18 protein-coding genes are annotated in these 17595 nt (G+C 61.7%); 13 read left to right on the forward strand and 5 right to left on the reverse strand.

The features are described 5' to 3' along the window. Positions 1-72: 72 nt before the first annotated feature. Entirely contained in the window at positions 73-2418 is a 2346-nt protein-coding gene (locus EZI54_RS02060; RefSeq protein ID WP_278248695.1) for a DNA internalization-related competence protein ComEC/Rec2, read from the reverse strand. A gap of 102 nt (positions 2419-2520) precedes the next feature. Between EZI54_RS02060 and EZI54_RS02065 the strand changes: the two genes are divergently transcribed. Further along, the gene (locus tag EZI54_RS02065; RefSeq protein ID WP_131478532.1) at positions 2521-3045 is read left to right on the forward strand and encodes a DUF2062 domain-containing protein; all 525 of its coding nucleotides are present in this window, start codon (positions 2521-2523) and stop codon (positions 3043-3045) included. A 64-nt stretch (positions 3046-3109) separates the two neighbouring features. On the opposite strand, the gene EZI54_RS02070 is transcribed toward EZI54_RS02065, so the two are convergent. Beyond that, positions 3110-3829 carry an ABC transporter ATP-binding protein gene (locus EZI54_RS02070; RefSeq protein WP_131478534.1) on the reverse strand — a complete coding sequence of 240 codons (720 nt, stop codon included), beginning with the start codon at positions 3827-3829 and terminating at the stop codon, positions 3110-3112. After that, positions 3822-5063 (reverse strand): lipoprotein-releasing ABC transporter permease subunit, encoded by a 1242-nt coding sequence (locus tag EZI54_RS02075; RefSeq protein WP_131478536.1) that lies wholly within the window; start codon positions 5061-5063, stop codon positions 3822-3824. The genes EZI54_RS02070 and EZI54_RS02075 overlap by 8 nt, the downstream gene beginning before the upstream one ends. 205 nt (positions 5064-5268) lie before the next feature. Between EZI54_RS02075 and EZI54_RS02080 the strand changes: the two genes are divergently transcribed. The 9 genes from EZI54_RS02080 (at position 5269) to infA (ending at position 12614) form a co-directional block, all read left to right on the forward strand. Further along, the gene (locus EZI54_RS02080; RefSeq protein ID WP_131478538.1) at positions 5269-5841 is read left to right on the forward strand and encodes a PilZ domain-containing protein; all 573 of its coding nucleotides are present in this window, start codon (positions 5269-5271) and stop codon (positions 5839-5841) included. Between the two features lie 352 nt (positions 5842-6193). Next, entirely contained in the window at positions 6194-6448 is a 255-nt protein-coding gene (locus EZI54_RS02085) for a hypothetical protein (RefSeq protein ID WP_131478540.1), read from the forward strand. Positions 6449-6600: 152 nt separating this feature from the next. Then, the gene (locus tag EZI54_RS02090) at positions 6601-7644 is read left to right on the forward strand and encodes an agmatine deiminase family protein (protein WP_278248696.1); all 1044 of its coding nucleotides are present in this window, start codon (positions 6601-6603) and stop codon (positions 7642-7644) included. Then, complete coding sequence (locus EZI54_RS02095) at positions 7641-8555, forward strand: carbon-nitrogen hydrolase (protein WP_131478542.1); 915 nt, start codon at positions 7641-7643, stop codon at positions 8553-8555. The genes EZI54_RS02090 and EZI54_RS02095 overlap by 4 nt, the downstream gene beginning before the upstream one ends. An 8-nt stretch (positions 8556-8563) precedes the next feature. Further along, on the forward strand, positions 8564-9475 hold the full coding sequence (locus EZI54_RS02100; RefSeq protein ID WP_131478543.1) for an AAA family ATPase: 912 nt from the start codon (positions 8564-8566) through the stop codon (positions 9473-9475). A gap of 182 nt (positions 9476-9657) precedes the next feature. Next, positions 9658-10614: a thioredoxin-disulfide reductase gene (trxB, locus tag EZI54_RS02105; RefSeq protein WP_131478545.1), complete on the forward strand. Its 957-nt coding sequence runs from the start codon at positions 9658-9660 to the stop codon at positions 10612-10614. Between the two features lie 140 nt (positions 10615-10754). After that, a complete protein-coding gene (gene aat, locus EZI54_RS02110) occupies positions 10755-11468 on the forward strand; it encodes a leucyl/phenylalanyl-tRNA--protein transferase (protein ID WP_131478547.1) in 714 nt (237 codons plus the stop codon). Positions 11469-11479: 11 nt separating this feature from the next. Beyond that, entirely contained in the window at positions 11480-12196 is a 717-nt protein-coding gene (locus tag EZI54_RS02115) for an arginyltransferase (protein ID WP_131478549.1), read from the forward strand. A gap of 199 nt (positions 12197-12395) precedes the next feature. After that, positions 12396-12614, forward strand: a complete 219-nt coding sequence (infA, locus tag EZI54_RS02120; protein WP_014421226.1) for a translation initiation factor IF-1 — start codon at positions 12396-12398, stop codon at positions 12612-12614. 130 nt (positions 12615-12744) lie between these two features. Here the strand turns inward: infA and clpA are convergent, their stop codons facing one another. Together clpA and clpS are read right to left on the reverse strand one after the other, a co-directional pair. Beyond that, positions 12745-15012 (reverse strand): ATP-dependent Clp protease ATP-binding subunit ClpA, encoded by a 2268-nt coding sequence (gene clpA, locus EZI54_RS02125; RefSeq protein WP_131478550.1) that lies wholly within the window; start codon positions 15010-15012, stop codon positions 12745-12747. 18 nt (positions 15013-15030) lie between these two features. After that, a complete protein-coding gene (clpS, locus tag EZI54_RS02130; RefSeq protein WP_131478552.1) occupies positions 15031-15393 on the reverse strand; it encodes an ATP-dependent Clp protease adapter ClpS in 363 nt (120 codons plus the stop codon). A gap of 509 nt (positions 15394-15902) precedes the next feature. Here clpS and cspD point away from each other — a divergent pair. The 3 genes from cspD (at position 15903) to EZI54_RS02145 (ending at position 17577) form a co-directional block, all read left to right on the forward strand. Further along, a complete protein-coding gene (cspD, locus tag EZI54_RS25255) occupies positions 15903-16223 on the forward strand; it encodes a cold shock domain-containing protein CspD (protein WP_131478554.1) in 321 nt (106 codons plus the stop codon). A 298-nt stretch (positions 16224-16521) separates the two neighbouring features. Continuing rightward, positions 16522-17130: a pseudouridine synthase gene (locus EZI54_RS02140; protein ID WP_131478556.1), complete on the forward strand. Its 609-nt coding sequence runs from the start codon at positions 16522-16524 to the stop codon at positions 17128-17130. Beyond that, the gene (locus tag EZI54_RS02145; RefSeq protein ID WP_131478558.1) at positions 17131-17577 is read left to right on the forward strand and encodes an NUDIX hydrolase; all 447 of its coding nucleotides are present in this window, start codon (positions 17131-17133) and stop codon (positions 17575-17577) included. Positions 17578-17595 lie beyond the last annotated feature (18 nt).

Consider the following 17595-nt stretch of genomic DNA (forward strand, 5'->3'; position numbering starts at 1 on the left):
CTGATAATGAACAGCCGCGCGCTACTTTAGCACAGCCGGCCCTGCTCGCCACACCCTGAAACCGGCTCCAGGTCACTGATCCGGCGGCGATTCAATCCAGAACGGGGCGTCGGCCCGCTCGACATGGAGACTGGGCGCGTCATTTTCCAAACGTACGTGCACCGCCCCGGACGTCGCAGTATTGACGGTCCGGGCGCCGACGGCGCGATAGCGTCGACGGACCTCCGGTGCCGGATGGCCGTAGGGATGACGGTAGCCGGCCGAGAAGACGACAAGCTCGGGGGCCAGTTGTCGCACCCAGTCCGGGCTGGACGATGTTCTACTGCCATGGTGTGGCGCCACCACGATGCGACGCAGACCAGATAGGGGCGGATGCGAACGCAACCACCGATGCTCCTGTTCTTCGGTAATGTCGCCGGGCAGAATGATGGCGTAGCCATTGCGACGAATTCGCAGCACGCAGGATGCGGCATTACCCGGCCCGGCCCCGGCATCCTGCCAGACATCGATCCACGACGCCCCGAGCCAGCCACCTTTACGGCAGGGAGAGAACGTGCCCCGCGCACCGGGTCCGGCACGCTGTTCCACCCTCCGGGGCTCGCCGCTGCCTTGCCGCTCAACCGGGATATGAGCGAGCAACTCGTCCAGCCCGCTGGCGTGATCGGCATCGCCATGGCTGATCATGAGCCAGTTCAGGTCGCGGATACCGGTGGACCGGAACCCCGGCAGCAGAGCCTCCTTGACCGCCGTGTAGCCGGCCGGCGAACCTGGTCCGGTGTCGTACTGCAACACTTTATTGCCATCACGATAGGTCACCGCCAACCCCTGACCGACGTCCCAGATCCAGAGTTCCGGAACCGTTACCGCATCGTTCGCTGCCCTGCCCGGTCCGGCAAAAGCCGTCACCTGGCCACACAGCAGCCCGGCCGCCGCCAGCAACAGACCTGCCCGCGTCCACCAGCGAACCGGGAACAGCATCACCAGCACCATGCCACCCACCAGTCCGGCCAATGAAGCCGGCAGCGCCAGCCCTTCCGGCGACCGGTCCGCGATAAAACCCAGCCCGGTCATGAAACCGCCCAGTCCCCAATCCAGCAACCGATCCACCACCGGCTGGCTCCCCGGAACCAGCAGACCCAACGGCACCAGGAGGAACATGCCAGGGAGTAGCAGGAACGACATCAGCGGAATCGCCACCAGGTTGACCAGCCATCCGGTCACCGAGAAAGGCAGCCCCAGCACCATCAGGATCGGCAGCAGTCCGGCCATCACGCCCAACTGGGCAAGCAGCAATGTACCGATCCGCCCGGGCGGCCTGAGCCGCGTCGAGAAGATCAGGATCAAACCGGCGACGGCCCCGAACGACAGCCAGAAGCCGCCATCCAGGGGCGCGAACGGATCCAGCAGCAGGACCAGGGCCAGTGCCGCCAGCCAGGCCGTCCAGTAACCGGACTGCCGACCCCGCATGTAGACCAGCCCACTGACAGCCACCATCACCAGCGCCCTCTGGGTGGGCACGGTGAACCCGGCCAGCAACGCATATACCGCGCAGGCGCCCAGGCTCGCGCCAAACACCAGGCGCCGTCGCCAGCGTGCGCCCGGGCCACCCGGCCACCGCCTCAGCAATCCACCAACAAGGCCTCCGACAAACACACCGACCAACCCGATGTGCAGACCGGAGATGGCAATCAGGTGGGACGTACCGGTCTTGCGGAAGACCGTCCAGTCGTCCGCGCTCAACAGTCGGCGCTCCCCCATCAGCAACGCCTCGATCAACGGATAGCTGTCCAGCCTGCCAAAGGCGCCGGCCAGGATCCCCGCCACCTGCTCGCGCCAGGCATGATAGTGACATCCCAAGCCACAGGGCACCCGCTGGGGGGACCAGTCCCGAACACTTCCTGTCGCATCAAAGCCGTGCCGGAACAACCAGGTTTCGTAACGAAAGCCAGCGGGATTGACTGAGCCGTGAGGCACCTTGAGGCGCACCTTCAAACGCAACTGGCGCGGCAGGGCAAGCGATGGTTCGGCGCCATACAAAGCCAATCGCAAACGACGGGCGGCTATGGGGTGGCCGGGCACGGCCTCCGGCCAGCGCGTCACACAGAAATCGAACCGCAGGCTGTGATACGCGCCGGGAGCCACCAGACTGCAGCGATATCCTTCAACGAGGTGGGTCCCTGGCTCGAGGGCGTGAGGCAGGCGGGTGGCAAGACGATCACTGGACATCCAGGCCGCCCAGGTCAATCCTGTTGACAGCCCGAAGAGGAGAACGCCGGCGCGCCGAAGCAACACCGATCGACGCCGGGCGAGAAAAAAGCCCATGATCAGGGCAATTACGGGTATGGGCCACGGTGGTATTTCGCCGACGCAATACAGTAAGATTACGCCGCCCGCGAATGCAGCGATCCCTGCTCGCACAGTATAACTCCCGGGCAATCCTTGCCCCTTCAACCATAATTACGGCACAGTCGGCACTTATCGCCTTGACGCCGAACAGGACGGACAACCGACCGGAACGCTATGCCCAAACGGTTCATCAAGCGTCACATGCCGACACCGGAGCGAATCAGGGAAATGAAAGCCCTGCACTTCCTCGGCGACGTCCTGCATGAGCCCAACCTTTGGCACATTAACCGTCACGCCGTGTGCCGGGCATTCCTGATCGGCGTCTTCTTCTGCTTCATACCGATGCCGTTCCAGATGCTGGCTGCGGGTTTCTTTGCGATCTGGTTCAACGCCAACCTGCCGGTGTCCGTTGCCCTGGTCTGGATCAGCAACCCGCTGACCATGCCGCCCATCTTCTATTTCAATTACAAGGTTGGCGCCTGGCTGCTGGGGAGACCCGTGCTGGACTTCGAGTTTCACCTGTCCTGGCACTGGCTCAGCGAACAGCTGATCGATATCGGCGTACCACTCTATTTCGGCTCAGTCGTCGTCGGCGTGGTCGGCGCCTGCATCAGCTATCTGATCATCCAGTACCTGTGGCGCCGCAAGGTCCGCAGTGACTGGCGCAAGCGGCGGATGCTGCGACAGCAATCGGCCTGATCGATCAGGGGCGGCGGGCGCCCTGAACGAGCCGCCCACCGCCGTAGACCCGACTCCCAGGCGATCAACGATCCTCGAAGAGCTGGCCTTCCTCCAGGTGCAGCACCCGCCCCAGTCGGCGCGCCATTCCCATGTCATGGGTCACCACGACAAAGGCGGTACCCAGCTCGTCGCGCAGCGATTCAATCAACCCCTGCACCTCACGACCGGTATGTTCATCGAGATTGCCGGTGGGTTCATCCATCAGCACGCACTCCGGTTCGTTGACCAGGGCGCGGGCGATGGCCACCCGCTGGCGCTCGCCGCCGGACAGTTCCCCCGGCTTATGATTCAGGCGTTTACCCAGGCGGACCTTGTCGAGGATCAGGCGCGACTTCTCCTTGGCCTCCGCCATGGAAAGGCCGCCCAGAGCGCCGGGCATCATTACATTTTCCAGGGCCGTGAATTCCGGCAGAAGATGATGGAACTGGTAAACGAACCCCAATTGCCGGTTGCGGAAGCGGGCACGCCCCTTCTCGTTCAGGCCGTGGATATCCACACCGCAGATCTCGATGTGACCACCGGAGGGTTTGTCCAGCCCGCCGAGCAGATTGAGCAGGGTGGTCTTGCCAGCGCCGCTGCTGCCCACGATCGCCACGGTTTCCCCGGCACCGACAGCCAGGGAGATATCGGAGAAAATGGTAAGCTCGACCGGCCCCTGCTTATAGATCCGGGTCAGGGCACGACAGTCGATCACCAGCGGTCGATCCTCCGCACGTTGAATATTCTCAGCTACTTCACTCATAGCGCAGGGCCTCCGCCGGATCGACACGGGATGCACGCCATGCCGGGTAGATTGTCGCCAGCAGGCTCATGGCCAGACCGGCACCACTGATGATAAACACGTCTTCCCACTGCAGCTCCGACGGCAGGTAACTGATGAAGTACACATCCGGGCTCAGGAACTGGTGCCCGGTCACGTGCTCAAGCCAGGCAATCACGGCACTGACGTTTTCCGCGCCAAGTATCCCCAGCAGCGTCCCTACCAGAACACCGATCACGCCGATGATGGCACCCTGCACGATAAAGATCCGCATGATCCGCCCGGGCGTCGCGCCCATGGTGCGCAGGATGGCGATGTCGGCCGTCTTGTCGGTGACCACCATCACCAGCGTGGACACCACGTTGAAGGCGGCCACCGCTACGATGAACATCAGCAGCAGGCCGATCATGGTCTTTTCCATGCGGATGGCCTGGAACAGGTTGCCGTGGGTCCGCGTCCAGTCGGACACGTAGTAACGGCCGCCGAGGCTGCGGGCCACCCGCTCCGCAACGCTGGGTGCCTTGAACAGGTCTTTCACCAGCAGCCGGACACCCTGAGCCTTGCCATTGGTGCGCATCAGCTTGGCGGCGTCGTCCATGTGGATCAGGGTGTAGTTGGCGTCCAGCTCGGCGCCCACCTTGAAGATGCCCTTGACGGTAAAACGCTTGAGTCGCGGCAACACACCCGCCGGCGTAATGGAGGCCTCCGGCATGACCACAGTCACCTTGTCGCCGACCTGGACCCTCAGGCTGGCCGCCAGCAACCGGCCGATAATGATGCCGAATTCGCCGGACTTGAGATCATCCAGCGAGCCCTGAACCATATGCTTGTCGATGATGGACACCTCCCGCTCCTGGTCCGGCAGGATGCCGTTGAGCAGGATGCCGTGGACATTGCCCCGCCCGGTCATCATGCCCTGCCCCTGGATGTAGGGTGCGGCGGCAATCACCTCCGGATCCTGTGTCGCCAGGCGATCGATGCGCTGCCAGTCATCGATGGTGTTCTGCCCCTGGATAGTGGCGTGCGGCACCATACCCAGGATGCGGGTCTGCAACTCCCGGTCGAAACCGTTCATGACGGACAGCACGATGATGAGCAGCGCCACGCCCAGCATCAGGCCCAGCATCGACATCAACGAAATAAAGGAAATAAAGTGGTTGCGACGTTTGGCCGCGGTGTACCGCATGCCAATCGAGAAAGATAAGGGTTTGAACATGTAGAGGGCCTACCACTTCCCTGGAGTCTGTGTCGACGCTCGCCACATGGGGCGCGCCGAGCTGTTAAACTTGAAGGGCACCGGGCGATCTCGCCGGCACCCTTCCCGTTGTTCGATGGTGTCGCAGCAAGTGATGCAGGAATGCTGGAAAAGGCGCAGACTCAAAACAACACCAGCCTGTTCAAGGCACTCAGCGAGGTTAGCTATGGTTCCACCTCTCGACGAGGACCGGCGTGACTACTTCAGGATCCACGATCATGTCGGTCTCGAGATAAAGCGCCTGGATTCCGGGACCGACGGGGACCCGGGCCACCCTTTCGGCGACGACATCCTGGAGCCGCTGCACGAAGAGCTGCGCCGAATCGACGTGGACATCCGCAACCAGCTCGCCGGACTTGCCGAAAAGGACCGCCTGTTGGCCAACCTGATGAAATCCTTTAATTCCAAGGTCGACACGTTGGCGCGCATTATGGCCTTTGAGCAAAATCCGTTGCAACCGGAGCGATGGACCAAGGTAACGCTCAGCGAAGGCGGCATCGCCTTCCCCGCCCCGGATCCCACCCTGCACGAGGGGGACCGGCTGGCTGTCCGCCTCACCCTGCCGCCGGAACTGTTCATGCCCCGCGGCACGGCCACCATCGTTTCAATCAGTGAAGACGATGACGGGGAACGCTGGCTCCACGCCGAATTCACCAGGCTGGACGATGCCGACCGCCAGATGATCGCCCGTCATGTCATGCGCTGGCAGATCCGTCAACGCCAGCGGGACCAGGCCTGAGCCGCCGACCATCACCGCTCATCGTCATGGTTATCCAACCGGGCACCAAAAAGTTTCTCTGGACCATAACCTGTAGTACTGTTGGACTGATAATAAATTTACGTAATTCAGGGAACTGCCGGCCAAGCCCGGACTGTCAATGAGGAACGACACGCCCCTTATCAGCGGTAGCATTACCCCTCAGGACAGGACGAATGCCCCCTGGTTCCCGGGCGTCCTGAGCGTGGCGAAGGGCCGCCTTCCATGCAGTAACCATAAGGTAATCCGATCGATGAACACCGTTACTTCCAGCACTTCCTGGCGCCATCTGGCCAGTCGGACAGTACTTGGCCTGATCTTGGGTGGTCTGCTGATGACAGCGCCCCTGGTCACAAGCGCCGACGAACTCAAGACCCCGGTGATGCAACAGGGTACCGAGCGCGGAACGGTTGACATGCCCAGGCATGGCCAGCTCCAGGACCAGGTCCGTCAGCACTACGGACAGCCCCAGGCCATCAAGGGACCGGTTGGCGATCCACCCATTACCCAGTGGATCTACGACGACTTCACCGTCTACTTCGAATACGACCACGTCATCCATTCGGTCAGGAAACCGGCGTCGAAATAGCAGCGCTCGTCAGTAATATCCGAATACGGATCCAGCACGCTGGCGTACAGGTTCGTACCCGGTAGAATAGCGACTTTTCAGGCGGCCCGAGACCGGGTCTGACACCACTGGAGCGGCCGCCCCGACTGGACAGAGTGAGCAGAATCTTGAGTATGTCCCGCCGTATGCCCGCCGAGTGGGCGCCCCAAAGCGCCGTCATGCTGACCTGGCCCCATGCCGGTACCGACTGGCAGGACCGGCTTGGCCTGGTCGACCCCGTTTTCGAAGCCATCGCGAAGGCCGTCCTGCGCTTTGAACACCTGGTTATCAGCTGCGAGGATCCGGAAAGGCTCCGGACTCTGGCCGAGTCCCTGAACGACTGGGCCCGTCGCCATGGACTGCCCGGACAGGTGCTGGCCAGCACGCTGCCCGCCAACGACACCTGGGCCCGGGATCATGGCCCCATCGCGGTTGTTGACGACGGGCTGAGACTGCTGGATTTCCGCTTCAACGCCTGGGGCGACAAGTTTCCCTGGGACAAGGACGATGCGCTCAACCGCGCCCTGTGCGAAGCGGGTCTGTTCGGCCGCACACCGCTGGAAGCGATCGACTTCGTGCTGGAAGGCGGTTCGATCGAATCCGATGGCCAGGGCACGATCCTGACGACCAGCGAATGCCTGCTCTCCCCCAGCCGCAATCCGGACTATGACCGCAACCAGATCGAAGGCATCCTGCGCGATACCCTCGGTGCGGAGCGGGTTCTATGGCTCAACCACGGCTATCTGGCCGGTGACGATACCGACAGCCATATCGACACCCTGGCGCGTTTCGTGGCCCCCGATCACATCTGCTACGTCCGGTGCGATGACGAAAGCGACGAGCATTATGCCGCACTGACCGCCATGGAAGACGAACTCCGCCAGTTCCGCACCGCGGATGGCCGCCCCTACACCCTGACCGCCCTGCCCTGGCCGCAGGCCTGTTACGGCGATGAGGGCGAGCGCCTGCCGGCCACCTACGCCAACTTCCTGATCATCAACGGTGCCGTTCTGCTGCCGGTCTATGGTGTTCCAGGGGATGACGAGGCCTGCCGCGTGCTGCAGGAACTGTTCCCCGACCGGGAGGTCATCGCCATCGACTGCCAGCCCCTGATTCACCAGCATGGCAGCCTCCACTGCGTCACCATGCAATTGCCCGAGGGAGTCGTCCGCCCATGAGCGCACAACGCCAGCTACAGGTCGCCGCTATCCAGCAGACCTGCAGCAACGACAAGAACGTAAGCCTGGCCACTTCGGAAAAGCGGGTTCGCCAGGCGGCAGCCGACGGGGCGCAACTGGTTGTCCTGCAGGAACTGCACGCCACACTTTACTTCTGCCAGAACGAGGACACGGACACCTTCGACCTGGCCGAGCCCATTCCCGGCCCGACCTCCGAGCGACTGGCCGGCCTGGCCCGGGAACTGGGCATCGTTCTGGTGGGTTCGATATTCGAGCGGCGCATGAACGGCGTGTACCACAACACGGCCGTCGTGTTCGATACGGACGGCGCCCTCGCCGGCCTGTATCGCAAGATGCACATTCCCGACGACCCGGGCTTCTACGAGAAATTCTACTTCACGCCGGGGGACGCCACTTTCAACGACGGCCGGAGCGGCTTCACCCCCATCCAGACGTCCGTGGGCAAGCTGGGCGTGCTGGTCTGCTGGGACCAGTGGTATCCCGAGGCCGCGCGCCTGATGGCCCTGGCCGGCGCGGAAATCCTGATCTATCCCACCGCCATTGGCTGGGACGTGACCGACGAGCCCGCCGAGCAGCAGCGCCAACTGGAGGCCTGGGTCACGGTACAGCGGGGCCACGCTGTGGCCAACAACCTGCCGGTCATCGCACCCAACCGTGTCGGCACCGAGCCCCACCCGGAAGGGGTCGGCGGCGGTATCCGCTTCTGGGGCAACAGTTTTATCTGTGGTCCGCAAGGCGAATTCCTGGCGCGAGCCGACGACACCGAAGAAACCATATTGCATGCCACGATCGACCGTGACCGCAGCGAGTCCATCCGTCGGATCTGGCCCTATCTGCGGGATCGGCGCATCGACGCCTACGGTGACATCATGCAGCGCGTGCGGGACTGAGGGCTCCCATGAAGAAGCTGATCGATGCCACGGTCGGGCAACTCAACGGCATCCTCCTGGGCAAGGATCACCAGGTCCGCCTGGCCGTTTGCTGCCTGCTTGCCCGCGGGCACCTGCTGATCGAGGACATCCCCGGCATGGGCAAGACCACCCTGTCTCACGCCATGGCCCGGGCAATGGATCTCAGCTACACCCGCATCCAGTTCACCAACGACCTGCTTCCGGCCGACGTCCTGGGCTTTTCCATGTACGACAGGGAAGCCGGCAGCCTGGTCTTTCACCCGGGCCCGATCTTCACACAGGTGGTCCTCGCCGACGAGATCAACCGGGCATCACCGAGGACCCAGAGCGCACTGCTGGAGGCGATGGAAGAACGCCAGGTTTCGATCGAGGGAGAGACCCGGCCGCTGCCGGATCCGTTCTTCGTCATCGCCACCCAGAACCCGCTGGAACAGGGAGGCACGTTCCCGTTGCCGGAGTCGCAACTGGACCGTTTCCTGATGCGTATCGAACTCGGTTACCCTGACCCGCGAGCCGAGCGGGCGTTACTGGAAGGTTCCGACCGCCGGGAATTGACCGAAAAACTCCGGCCCATTGTCAGCCGCGACGACCTGCAGGTCCTGCAACAGGCGGTCGACCGGGTCAAAACCAGCGGTCCGCTGCTGGACTACGTCCAGCGCATCCTTCAGCAGAGCCGGCAGATGCCCGGCCTGCTCTACGGTCTTTCGCCCCGCGCCGGGCTGGGCATGATCCGTGCAGCCCGCGCCTGGGCGCTGATGGATGGGCGCCACCATGTGTTGCCGGACGACGTCCAGGCGGTCTTCCCGGCCGTTGCCCGGCACCGCCTGGAACAGGGCGATCCCGCCCAGAGCCGCCAGCGGGTCCGGCAACTGCTCGAGCTGGTGCCGGTCCTGGCCTGACAAGTCTATGCCCCGGCGCGGATATCCTGTCGGGCGACTCCGCCGTGCCAGGACCATAGCCCGGCGCAATAATCCGTATTGGGGCAATCAATTCAGGCGAGCCTTGCATTCGTGCTATTCTCGCCCCCATTTACTGAACGGGTCATGAACCCCGTGAGTCACGTTTCAAGAGAGAAGGCATCATGAGCGACGTTAAGCACTCCCGACTGATCATCCTGGGTTCGGGCCCGGCGGGCTACACCGCAGCGGTCTATGCAGCCCGCGCCAACCTGAAGCCGACCCTGATCACCGGCATCGAAGTGGGTGGCCAGCTCACCACCACCACCGACGTGGACAACTGGCCCGGCGACAACGACGGCGTCCAGGGCCCGGAACTGATGCAGCGGATGCTGAAACACGCGGAGCGCTTTGAAACCCAGGTGGTCTACGACACCATCAACGAGGCCGACCTGAATCAGCGCCCCTTCCGACTGAAGGGCGACAGCGGCGAGTACACCTGCGATGCCCTGATCATCGCCACCGGTGCGTCCGCCATGTACCTGGGCCTGGATTCCGAGGAGAAGTTCAAGGGCCAGGGCGTCTCCGCCTGCGCCACCTGCGATGGTTTTTTCTATCGCAAGCAGAAAGTCGCCGTGATCGGCGGCGGCAACACGGCCGTCGAGGAGGCGCTGTACCTGTCCAACATTGCCGACGAAGTCACCCTGGTGCACCGCCGCGACAAACTGCGGGCCGAGAAGATCCTGCAGGACAAGCTGTTCGAGAAGGAAAAGAACGGCAACGTTCGCATTGTCTGGGACCATACCCTGGATGAGGTGCTGGGCGATGCCACCGGCGTCACCGGCATGCGGATCAGGAACACCAAGACCGGCGATACCCAGGAGATGGAACTCGCTGGCGTCTTCATCGCGATTGGCCACAAGCCCAACACCGACCTGTTCCAGGGCCAGTTGGACATGGAGAACGGCTACCTGCGCATCCGCTCCGGCCTGGAGGGTATGGCCACACAGACCAGCGTGCCAGGCGTCTTTGCCGCCGGCGACGTGGCCGACCACGTCTATCGCCAGGCCGTCACTTCCGCCGGCTTCGGTTGCATGGCCGCGCTCGACGCGGAGCGCTTCCTGGACCAGTTGGGCGACTGATCGCCATCAACACCGGGGTAAGCCGAACGGGCCTGCCCCGGTCTCCCCTGAGCTTGCCGCTTTACCGTGTCGCCGCATCGAGCCCATGCTACGCTTGAATCAAGGAGCCCCCGGCATTCCCTGGAGCAGCCGATCCCAAGATGACCTCATTGCCCTGGCTTGATCCCGATGAACTCTGGTTCCCGTCTCCAGACGAAGCGCTGGACGAACCGGATGGCCTGCTGGCCATCGGAGGGGATCTTGCGCCCGAACGTCTGGAACTGGCGTATCGCAAAGGCATTTTTCCCTGGTTCAGCGACGAGCAACCGATCCTCTGGTGGTCGCCCAATCCCCGCTGCGTGCTCTTCCCCGGCGAAGTGCATATCGCCCGTCGCCTGCGACGGACACTGAACCAGGAGCGCTACCGGATTACCATCGACCGCAACTTTTCCGGGGTCATCCGCGGCTGCGCCGACGTCAGGGACGAAGGAACCTGGATTACAGACGAAATGGAGCAGGCCTACAAGCGGCTTTTCCGCCGGGGCCTGGCCCATTCCTTCGAAGCCTGGAACGACAACAGCGAGCTGGTTGCCGGACTCTACGGCGTCGCCATCGGTCGCTGCTTCTTCGGTGAATCCATGTTCACGCGAGAAACCGACGCCTCCAAGATCGTCTTCGTTCACGTCGCGCGCCAACTCGAGCAGTGGGGCTACGCCATGATGGATTGCCAGGTGGAGAACAATCACTTGATCAGCCTCGGGGCACGATGTATCCCGCGTTCCCGATTTTTATCTATACTGGGGGAAAACATCGATCAAACGCCCGGTCATCGCCAGTGGAACCTGGAATGGCACTGGACTCGAAGCGATCGGTAGCAGGAGGTGTGATGAGCAGCCTCAAAACACTGGTATTCTTCGCAACGCCCCCCCACGACTGCAGCTACCTGTCTGACCGCGAAGCAACGACGATGTTCGTCGACCCCCGGGCGCGCGTCGACAAGCGGCTGTACAGCCAACTGACGGCACTCGGCTTCCGGCGAAGCGGATCCCACTATTACCGCCCGCATTGTGAAAGCTGCAATGCCTGTATCCCGGTACGGCTCAATACCGAGGCGTTCCGGGCCAACCGCTCCCAAAGACGGGTCTGGAAGCGTAACGAAGACATTACGTTCCGGCTGGCACCGGCCCGCTTCCAGGAAAATTACTACCGCCTATATGCGCGCTATATTGAGCAGCGGCATTACGATGGCGACATGTACCCGCCATCCCGGGAACAGTTCACATCGTTCCTGGTAGAAGGTGCCAACCAGAGCGAATTCCTGGAAATGTGGCGGGACGACACGCTGGTTGGACTGGCCGTTGTCGATGCCCTCGATGACGGTCTGTCGGCCATTTACACCCTGTTCGACCCCCAGGAAGAGGACCGCAGCCTGGGCACCCTGGCGATTCTCTGGCAGATCGAAGAAACCCGCAGGCGGCGACTTCCCTTCCTTTACCTGGGATACTGGATACGCGAGTGCCGCAAGATGAACTACAAGGCACGCTTCAAGCCACTGGAGGCCCTGATCGGCGGCCACTGGCAGGAGCTGATAGCCACTGGCTGATCCCGGCCCGCGGGGCCGCTCCAGCCGGCAAGGCAGGATTTGCCGCGGCAGACGCGCGATTTTTGCCATACGTTCATAATTCAGGCAGAATTGCGCACATTTATGGCGACGGGCGTCGGGGTACCCTTGATTTTTTCCGTATCGACCCGACGTTACTGAATCGCACCCCATACGTTAATGATTGTGAGGTTTCTACTGAATGGCAAAATCTGATGTCATTGAAATGGAAGGCGTCATCATCGACACCCTTCCGAACACCATGTTCCGTGTCGAATTGAGCAACGGCCATGTTGTCACTGCACACATCTCCGGCAAGATGCGGAAAAACTATATCCGTATCCTGACCGGCGACAAGGTCAAGGTTGAGCTGACTCCCTACGACCTGAGCAAAGGCCGCATCGTATACCGCGCCCGCTAACACGCTCCGACGCCGAACGCACCAGGTCGTTCGTGCGCCAATAAAAAACCCCGTATAGGCACGGGTTTTTTTATTGCTGGTCACATAGGAAACCCGCTTCCGCGGAAGCGGGTTTTCAGGGCTGGGGGACTTACACGGCTTCGGCCGGCTCGTTCTCGTATTCGAAGACCAGCTCGTCGTCCTTGAGGTGAACGTGAACCTCACCCCCACTCTCGGCGAGGGCGCCAAACAGGATCTGCTCGGCCAGCGGCCGTTTGATCTTGTCCTGGATCAGGCGTGACATCGGACGAGCGCCCATGGTCACATCATAACCCTTGTCGGCGAGCCAGAGTTTGGCCTCATCATCCACATGCAGGACAACCCGCTTCTCGTCCAGCTGCGCCTGCAGTTCCGTCAGGAACTTGTCGACCACATGCGTGATCGTATCGCGCTGCAGGTCGGCAAACTGGATGATGCCGTCCAGGCGGTTGCGGAATTCCGGCGTGAAGGTTTTGGTAATGACTTCCATACCATCCGTGCTGTGGTCCTGCTCGCTGAAGCCGATGGACCGGCGGGTCATGGTTTCCGCACCCGCGTTGGTGGTCATCACCAGGATCACGTGGCGGAAGTCCGCCTTGCGGCCGTTGTTGTCGGTCAGCGTACCGTGGTCCATCACCTGCAGCAGCAGGTTGAACACTTCCGGATGCGCCTTCTCGATCTCATCCAGCAGCAGCACGCAGTGCGGCTGCTTGTTGACCGCCTCGGTCAGCAAACCACCCTGGTCGAACCCGACATAGCCCGGAGGCGCGCCGATCAACCGCGACACGGTATGGCGCTCCATGTACTCGGACATGTCGAAGCGAACCAGTTCGATCCCCAGGATCTTCGCCAACTGGCGGGTCACCTCGGTCTTGCCCACACCGGTCGGACCGGCGAACAGGAAGGCCCCTTCCGGCTTCTCCGGCGCTTTCAGGCCGGCACGGGCCAGCTTGATGGCGGTGGACAGGCTCTCGATGGCGCGATCCTGACCGAAGACCACCATCTTGAGATCCCGCTCCAGGTTGCGCAGCAGGTCCTTGTCGCTGGTGGACACGTTCTTCGGCGGAATCCGCGCGATCGTGGCGACCACGTCCTCGATGGACGACACACCGATCACCTTGCGACGCTTGTTGGCCGGCAACAAACGCTGACGGGCGCCGGCCTCGTCGATCACATCGATCGCCTTGTCCGGCAGGTGCCGGTCGGTAATGTACCGATCCGCCAGTTCCGCCGCCACACGCAGGGCCTTGTCGGTGTACTTGAGATCATGGTGCTTCTCGAAGTGCGACTTCAGGCCCCGCAGGATCTGATAGGTGTCATCCACGCTGGGCTCATTGACGTCGATTTTCTGGAAGCGACGGGCCAGCGCGCTGTCCTTCTCGAAAATGCCACGGAACTCGGAGAAGGTCGTTGAGCCGATGCAGCGGATTTCACCGGAACTCAGCAACGGCTTGAGCAGGTTGGAGGCGTCCATCACGCCACCGGAAGCCGACCCCGCCCCGATGATGGTATGGATCTCGTCAATAAACAGGATCGCGTGATCCTCTTTCTTGAGCTCCGCCAGCAATCCCTTGAACCGCTTCTCGAAATCGCCGCGATACTTGGTACCGGCCAACAGCGCGCCAAGATCCAGGGAATAGACCACGGCGTCGGAAATCACATCCGGCACCTGGCCGTCGACGATGCGCTTCGCCAGCCCTTCGGCGATGGCGGTCTTGCCGACGCCGGCCTCCCCGACCAGCAGCGGGTTGTTCTTGCGGCGGCGCACCAGGATCTGGACCACCCGCTCGACTTCATGCTCGCGGCCGATCAGCGGATCGATCCGTCCCAGACGAGCCTGTTCGTTCAGGTTCGTGGCATAGCTTTCCAGAGGTTTGGAGGATGTACCGTCCTCACCGACCTCTTCCTGGGTGTGGTCGGCACCCTCCTGATCCTCGCTGCCCTGGACGCGGGAAATGCCGTGGGAGACGTAGTTCACCACGTCGATACGGGCAATGTTCTGCTTCTTCAGGACGTAAACCGCCTGGCTTTCCTGTTCGCTGAAGATAGCAACCAGCACGTTGGCTCCGGTGACTTCCTTCTTGCCGGAGGACTGCACATGGAAGACGGCCCGCTGCAACACACGCTGGAAGCCCAGTGTCGGCTGGGTTTCGCGCTCGCTGTCGTTGTGGGGGATGAGGGGCGTGGTTGAATCCACGAACTCCAGGAGCTCTTCCTGGAGCCGCTGAAGATCCGCGCCGCACGCCTTGAGGACGCCAACGGCCGAGTCATTGTCCAGCAGAGCCAACAACAGGTGCTCTACGGTCATGAACTCGTGACGCTTGTCCCGGGCGTTCTTGAACGCAGTGTTCAGCGTGATTTCGAGATCTTTACTAAGCATGGGCCACCCCAAGGTCTATCAGTCCGCACGTTCAATCTCGCAAAGCAGTGGGTGTTCGCACTCCGAGGAATACTGGTTCACCTGGGCTGCTTTGGTCTCCGCGATGTCACGGGTGTATACCCCACATACGGCTTTTCCCTGCGTATGGACGAGCAGCATCACCTGCGTCGCCTTTTCTTCGTTCATACCGAAGAATTTCATCAGGACATCAACGACGAAGTCCATCGGTGTGTAATCGTCGTTGAGAAGCACCACCCGGTATCGCGCCGGGCGCTTGAGGGCTGGCTTCTCAGGGGATACAGCCAGACCGTCTTCGCGATCCGGGTCCTGATCACTGTCCCCCTGATTCAATATTAGTCGAGAATTTTCGATGTTCCGCATGGTTCTTTACCGGATTTTAGATACTCGGGACGTTGCCGAGTTCCGCTCCTTCACTCAAGGTGGATGCCGACCGGCGCCTTTTCAAGACGCTGCGGTTATAAAGCGGTATCTTTTGGAGTATTCCGCATTGAATGTGCAGTTTCCCGCATAAAATGGAAGGCTGGCTACCCTACAATGCCCTGCAAAAAGACGTTACCGGAATCGGTAACACACGGATATGCAGGCTCTGGAGCACCACTTTCAACCCGTCCACCGGGACCTTGTCCAGCCCCGATCGGCTCCACCCACGACCCGTTTCATATTAACGCTTACGATGCCCGGTCAACCAGCACTTTGCCTATTGACTCTGTGCGAATATTGGTCAACAGTAGATTTGGCAATGTAAAATTATGTAAAGCCAGGATAGAACCTGGTCCGGAGCCGTTACCAGGACTGTATTGTTCTGGATCGGGATTTTTAAGTTAATGAAAATCAATAATAAGACGAGCAGGAAAACAAGGGAGTGAATCATGCCTCAAGGCAAAGTGAAGTGGTTCAATAATGCCAAGGGTTACGGCTTTATCATAGAAGACGGGGGCAGCGAAGACCTGTTCGCTCACTTCTCAGCTGTACAGATGGATGGCTACAAAACGCTCAAGGCCGGCCAGACCGTCAGCTTCGAGAAGAAGCCAAGCGACAAGGGAACGCATGCCGTTAATATCGTTCCCCTGGATCGCCTCGAAAAACGTGACGCGCCTCCGAAAAAGGCCGCCAACGCAGAACACGATGAGGCCGGCTCGGAAACCTCCGACGCCACCCAGGACAATCCGCTCCGGACAGCCCACGCCTGACGGAGCGCAGCATAACCACCTCACGAATGGGCTGGGGTGGTCTTCGGGGCCTGCCAAAGGCAGGTCAGTGTGGCCGTTTGTGCCACGCCCCGTACTGAACGGGGCACAGGAAGCCTATAAATTCCCATAAAAAGCCGACGGTCTGGGGGCGTCGGCTTTTTTATTGCCCCGCGCGGTCCGACGGCCATCCTGGCTTACTAACGATCCCGTCATAGTGGTCGCGATCCGGCTCCTGTAACATCCTGGCGTATATCGGTACCTACTCCAGAATTACCCTTTAATGCCGGAACGTCATCCCATGGCCACTCTGATCCTGCTCAACAAGCCCTTTAATGTGCTATGTCAGTTCACCGACAATGAGGGACGCTCGACCCTGGCTGATTTCGTCGGGCAATCCAGCGTCTATCCCGCTGGCCGCCTGGATTATGACTCCGAGGGGCTGGTCCTGCTGACCGACGACGGGCAGCTGCAGCACCGCATCGCCTCTCCCCGGCAGAAAATGCCGAAGACCTATTGGGTGCAGGTCGACGGCGAGATCGACGACGCGGCACTGGAGCGGCTTGAGAAAGGTGTTGACCTGAAGGATGGTCCGACACGCCCCGCTACGGCCCGACACCTGGGCGAACCCGAGATCTGGCCGCGCCATCCGCCCGTGCGTTACCGGGCCAATGTACCGACGAGCTGGATCGAGCTGACCATTACCGAGGGCCGCAACCGGCAGGTCAGACGGATGACCGCTGCCGTCGGCTTCCCGACGCTGCGGCTGATCCGCCGTGCTGTCGGTGACTGGAGCATCGATAACCTGGCCCCCGGGGAAAGTCGCTCACTCAGCATTCACCTGCCTGCCGCGGCAGCAAAAACCTCTCGTGGCCAGGGCAGGCCCAGAGCCAAGAAAAGGAACCGATAAATGACCTGGAAACCCCACGCTACCGTCGCCGTGATTACCGAAAAGGATGGCCGTTTCCTGATGGTGGAGGAGCGCAGCAATGGCCGCATCGTCTTCAATCAGCCGGCCGGCCATGTCGAGGAGCACGAGACGATCCTCGACGCGGCACGCCGCGAAGCCCTCGAGGAAACCGGCTGGAGCGTTGAACCCCGCCACTTCCTGGGCCTGTATACCTATCTCGCGCCGGCCAACGGTCGCACCTACTACCGCATGTGCTTCGTCGCCGAAGCCCTCCAGCACAAAACCGAGGAGCTGGACGACGACATCATCGCCGCGCACTGGCTGACCTACGACGAGCTGCGGGAACGCCAGGAATCCCTGCGCAGTCCGCTGGTCCTGCGCTGTGTCGAGGACTACCTGGCCGGCCGGCGCTTCCCGCTGTCGGTGATTGTCGATCCGGCCGCCTGAGCCGGCCCGGTCTCCCGG

It is taken from the genome of Marinobacter halodurans, assembly GCF_004327985.1.
Classification (GTDB): domain Bacteria; phylum Pseudomonadota; class Gammaproteobacteria; order Pseudomonadales; family Oleiphilaceae; genus Marinobacter_A; species Marinobacter_A halodurans.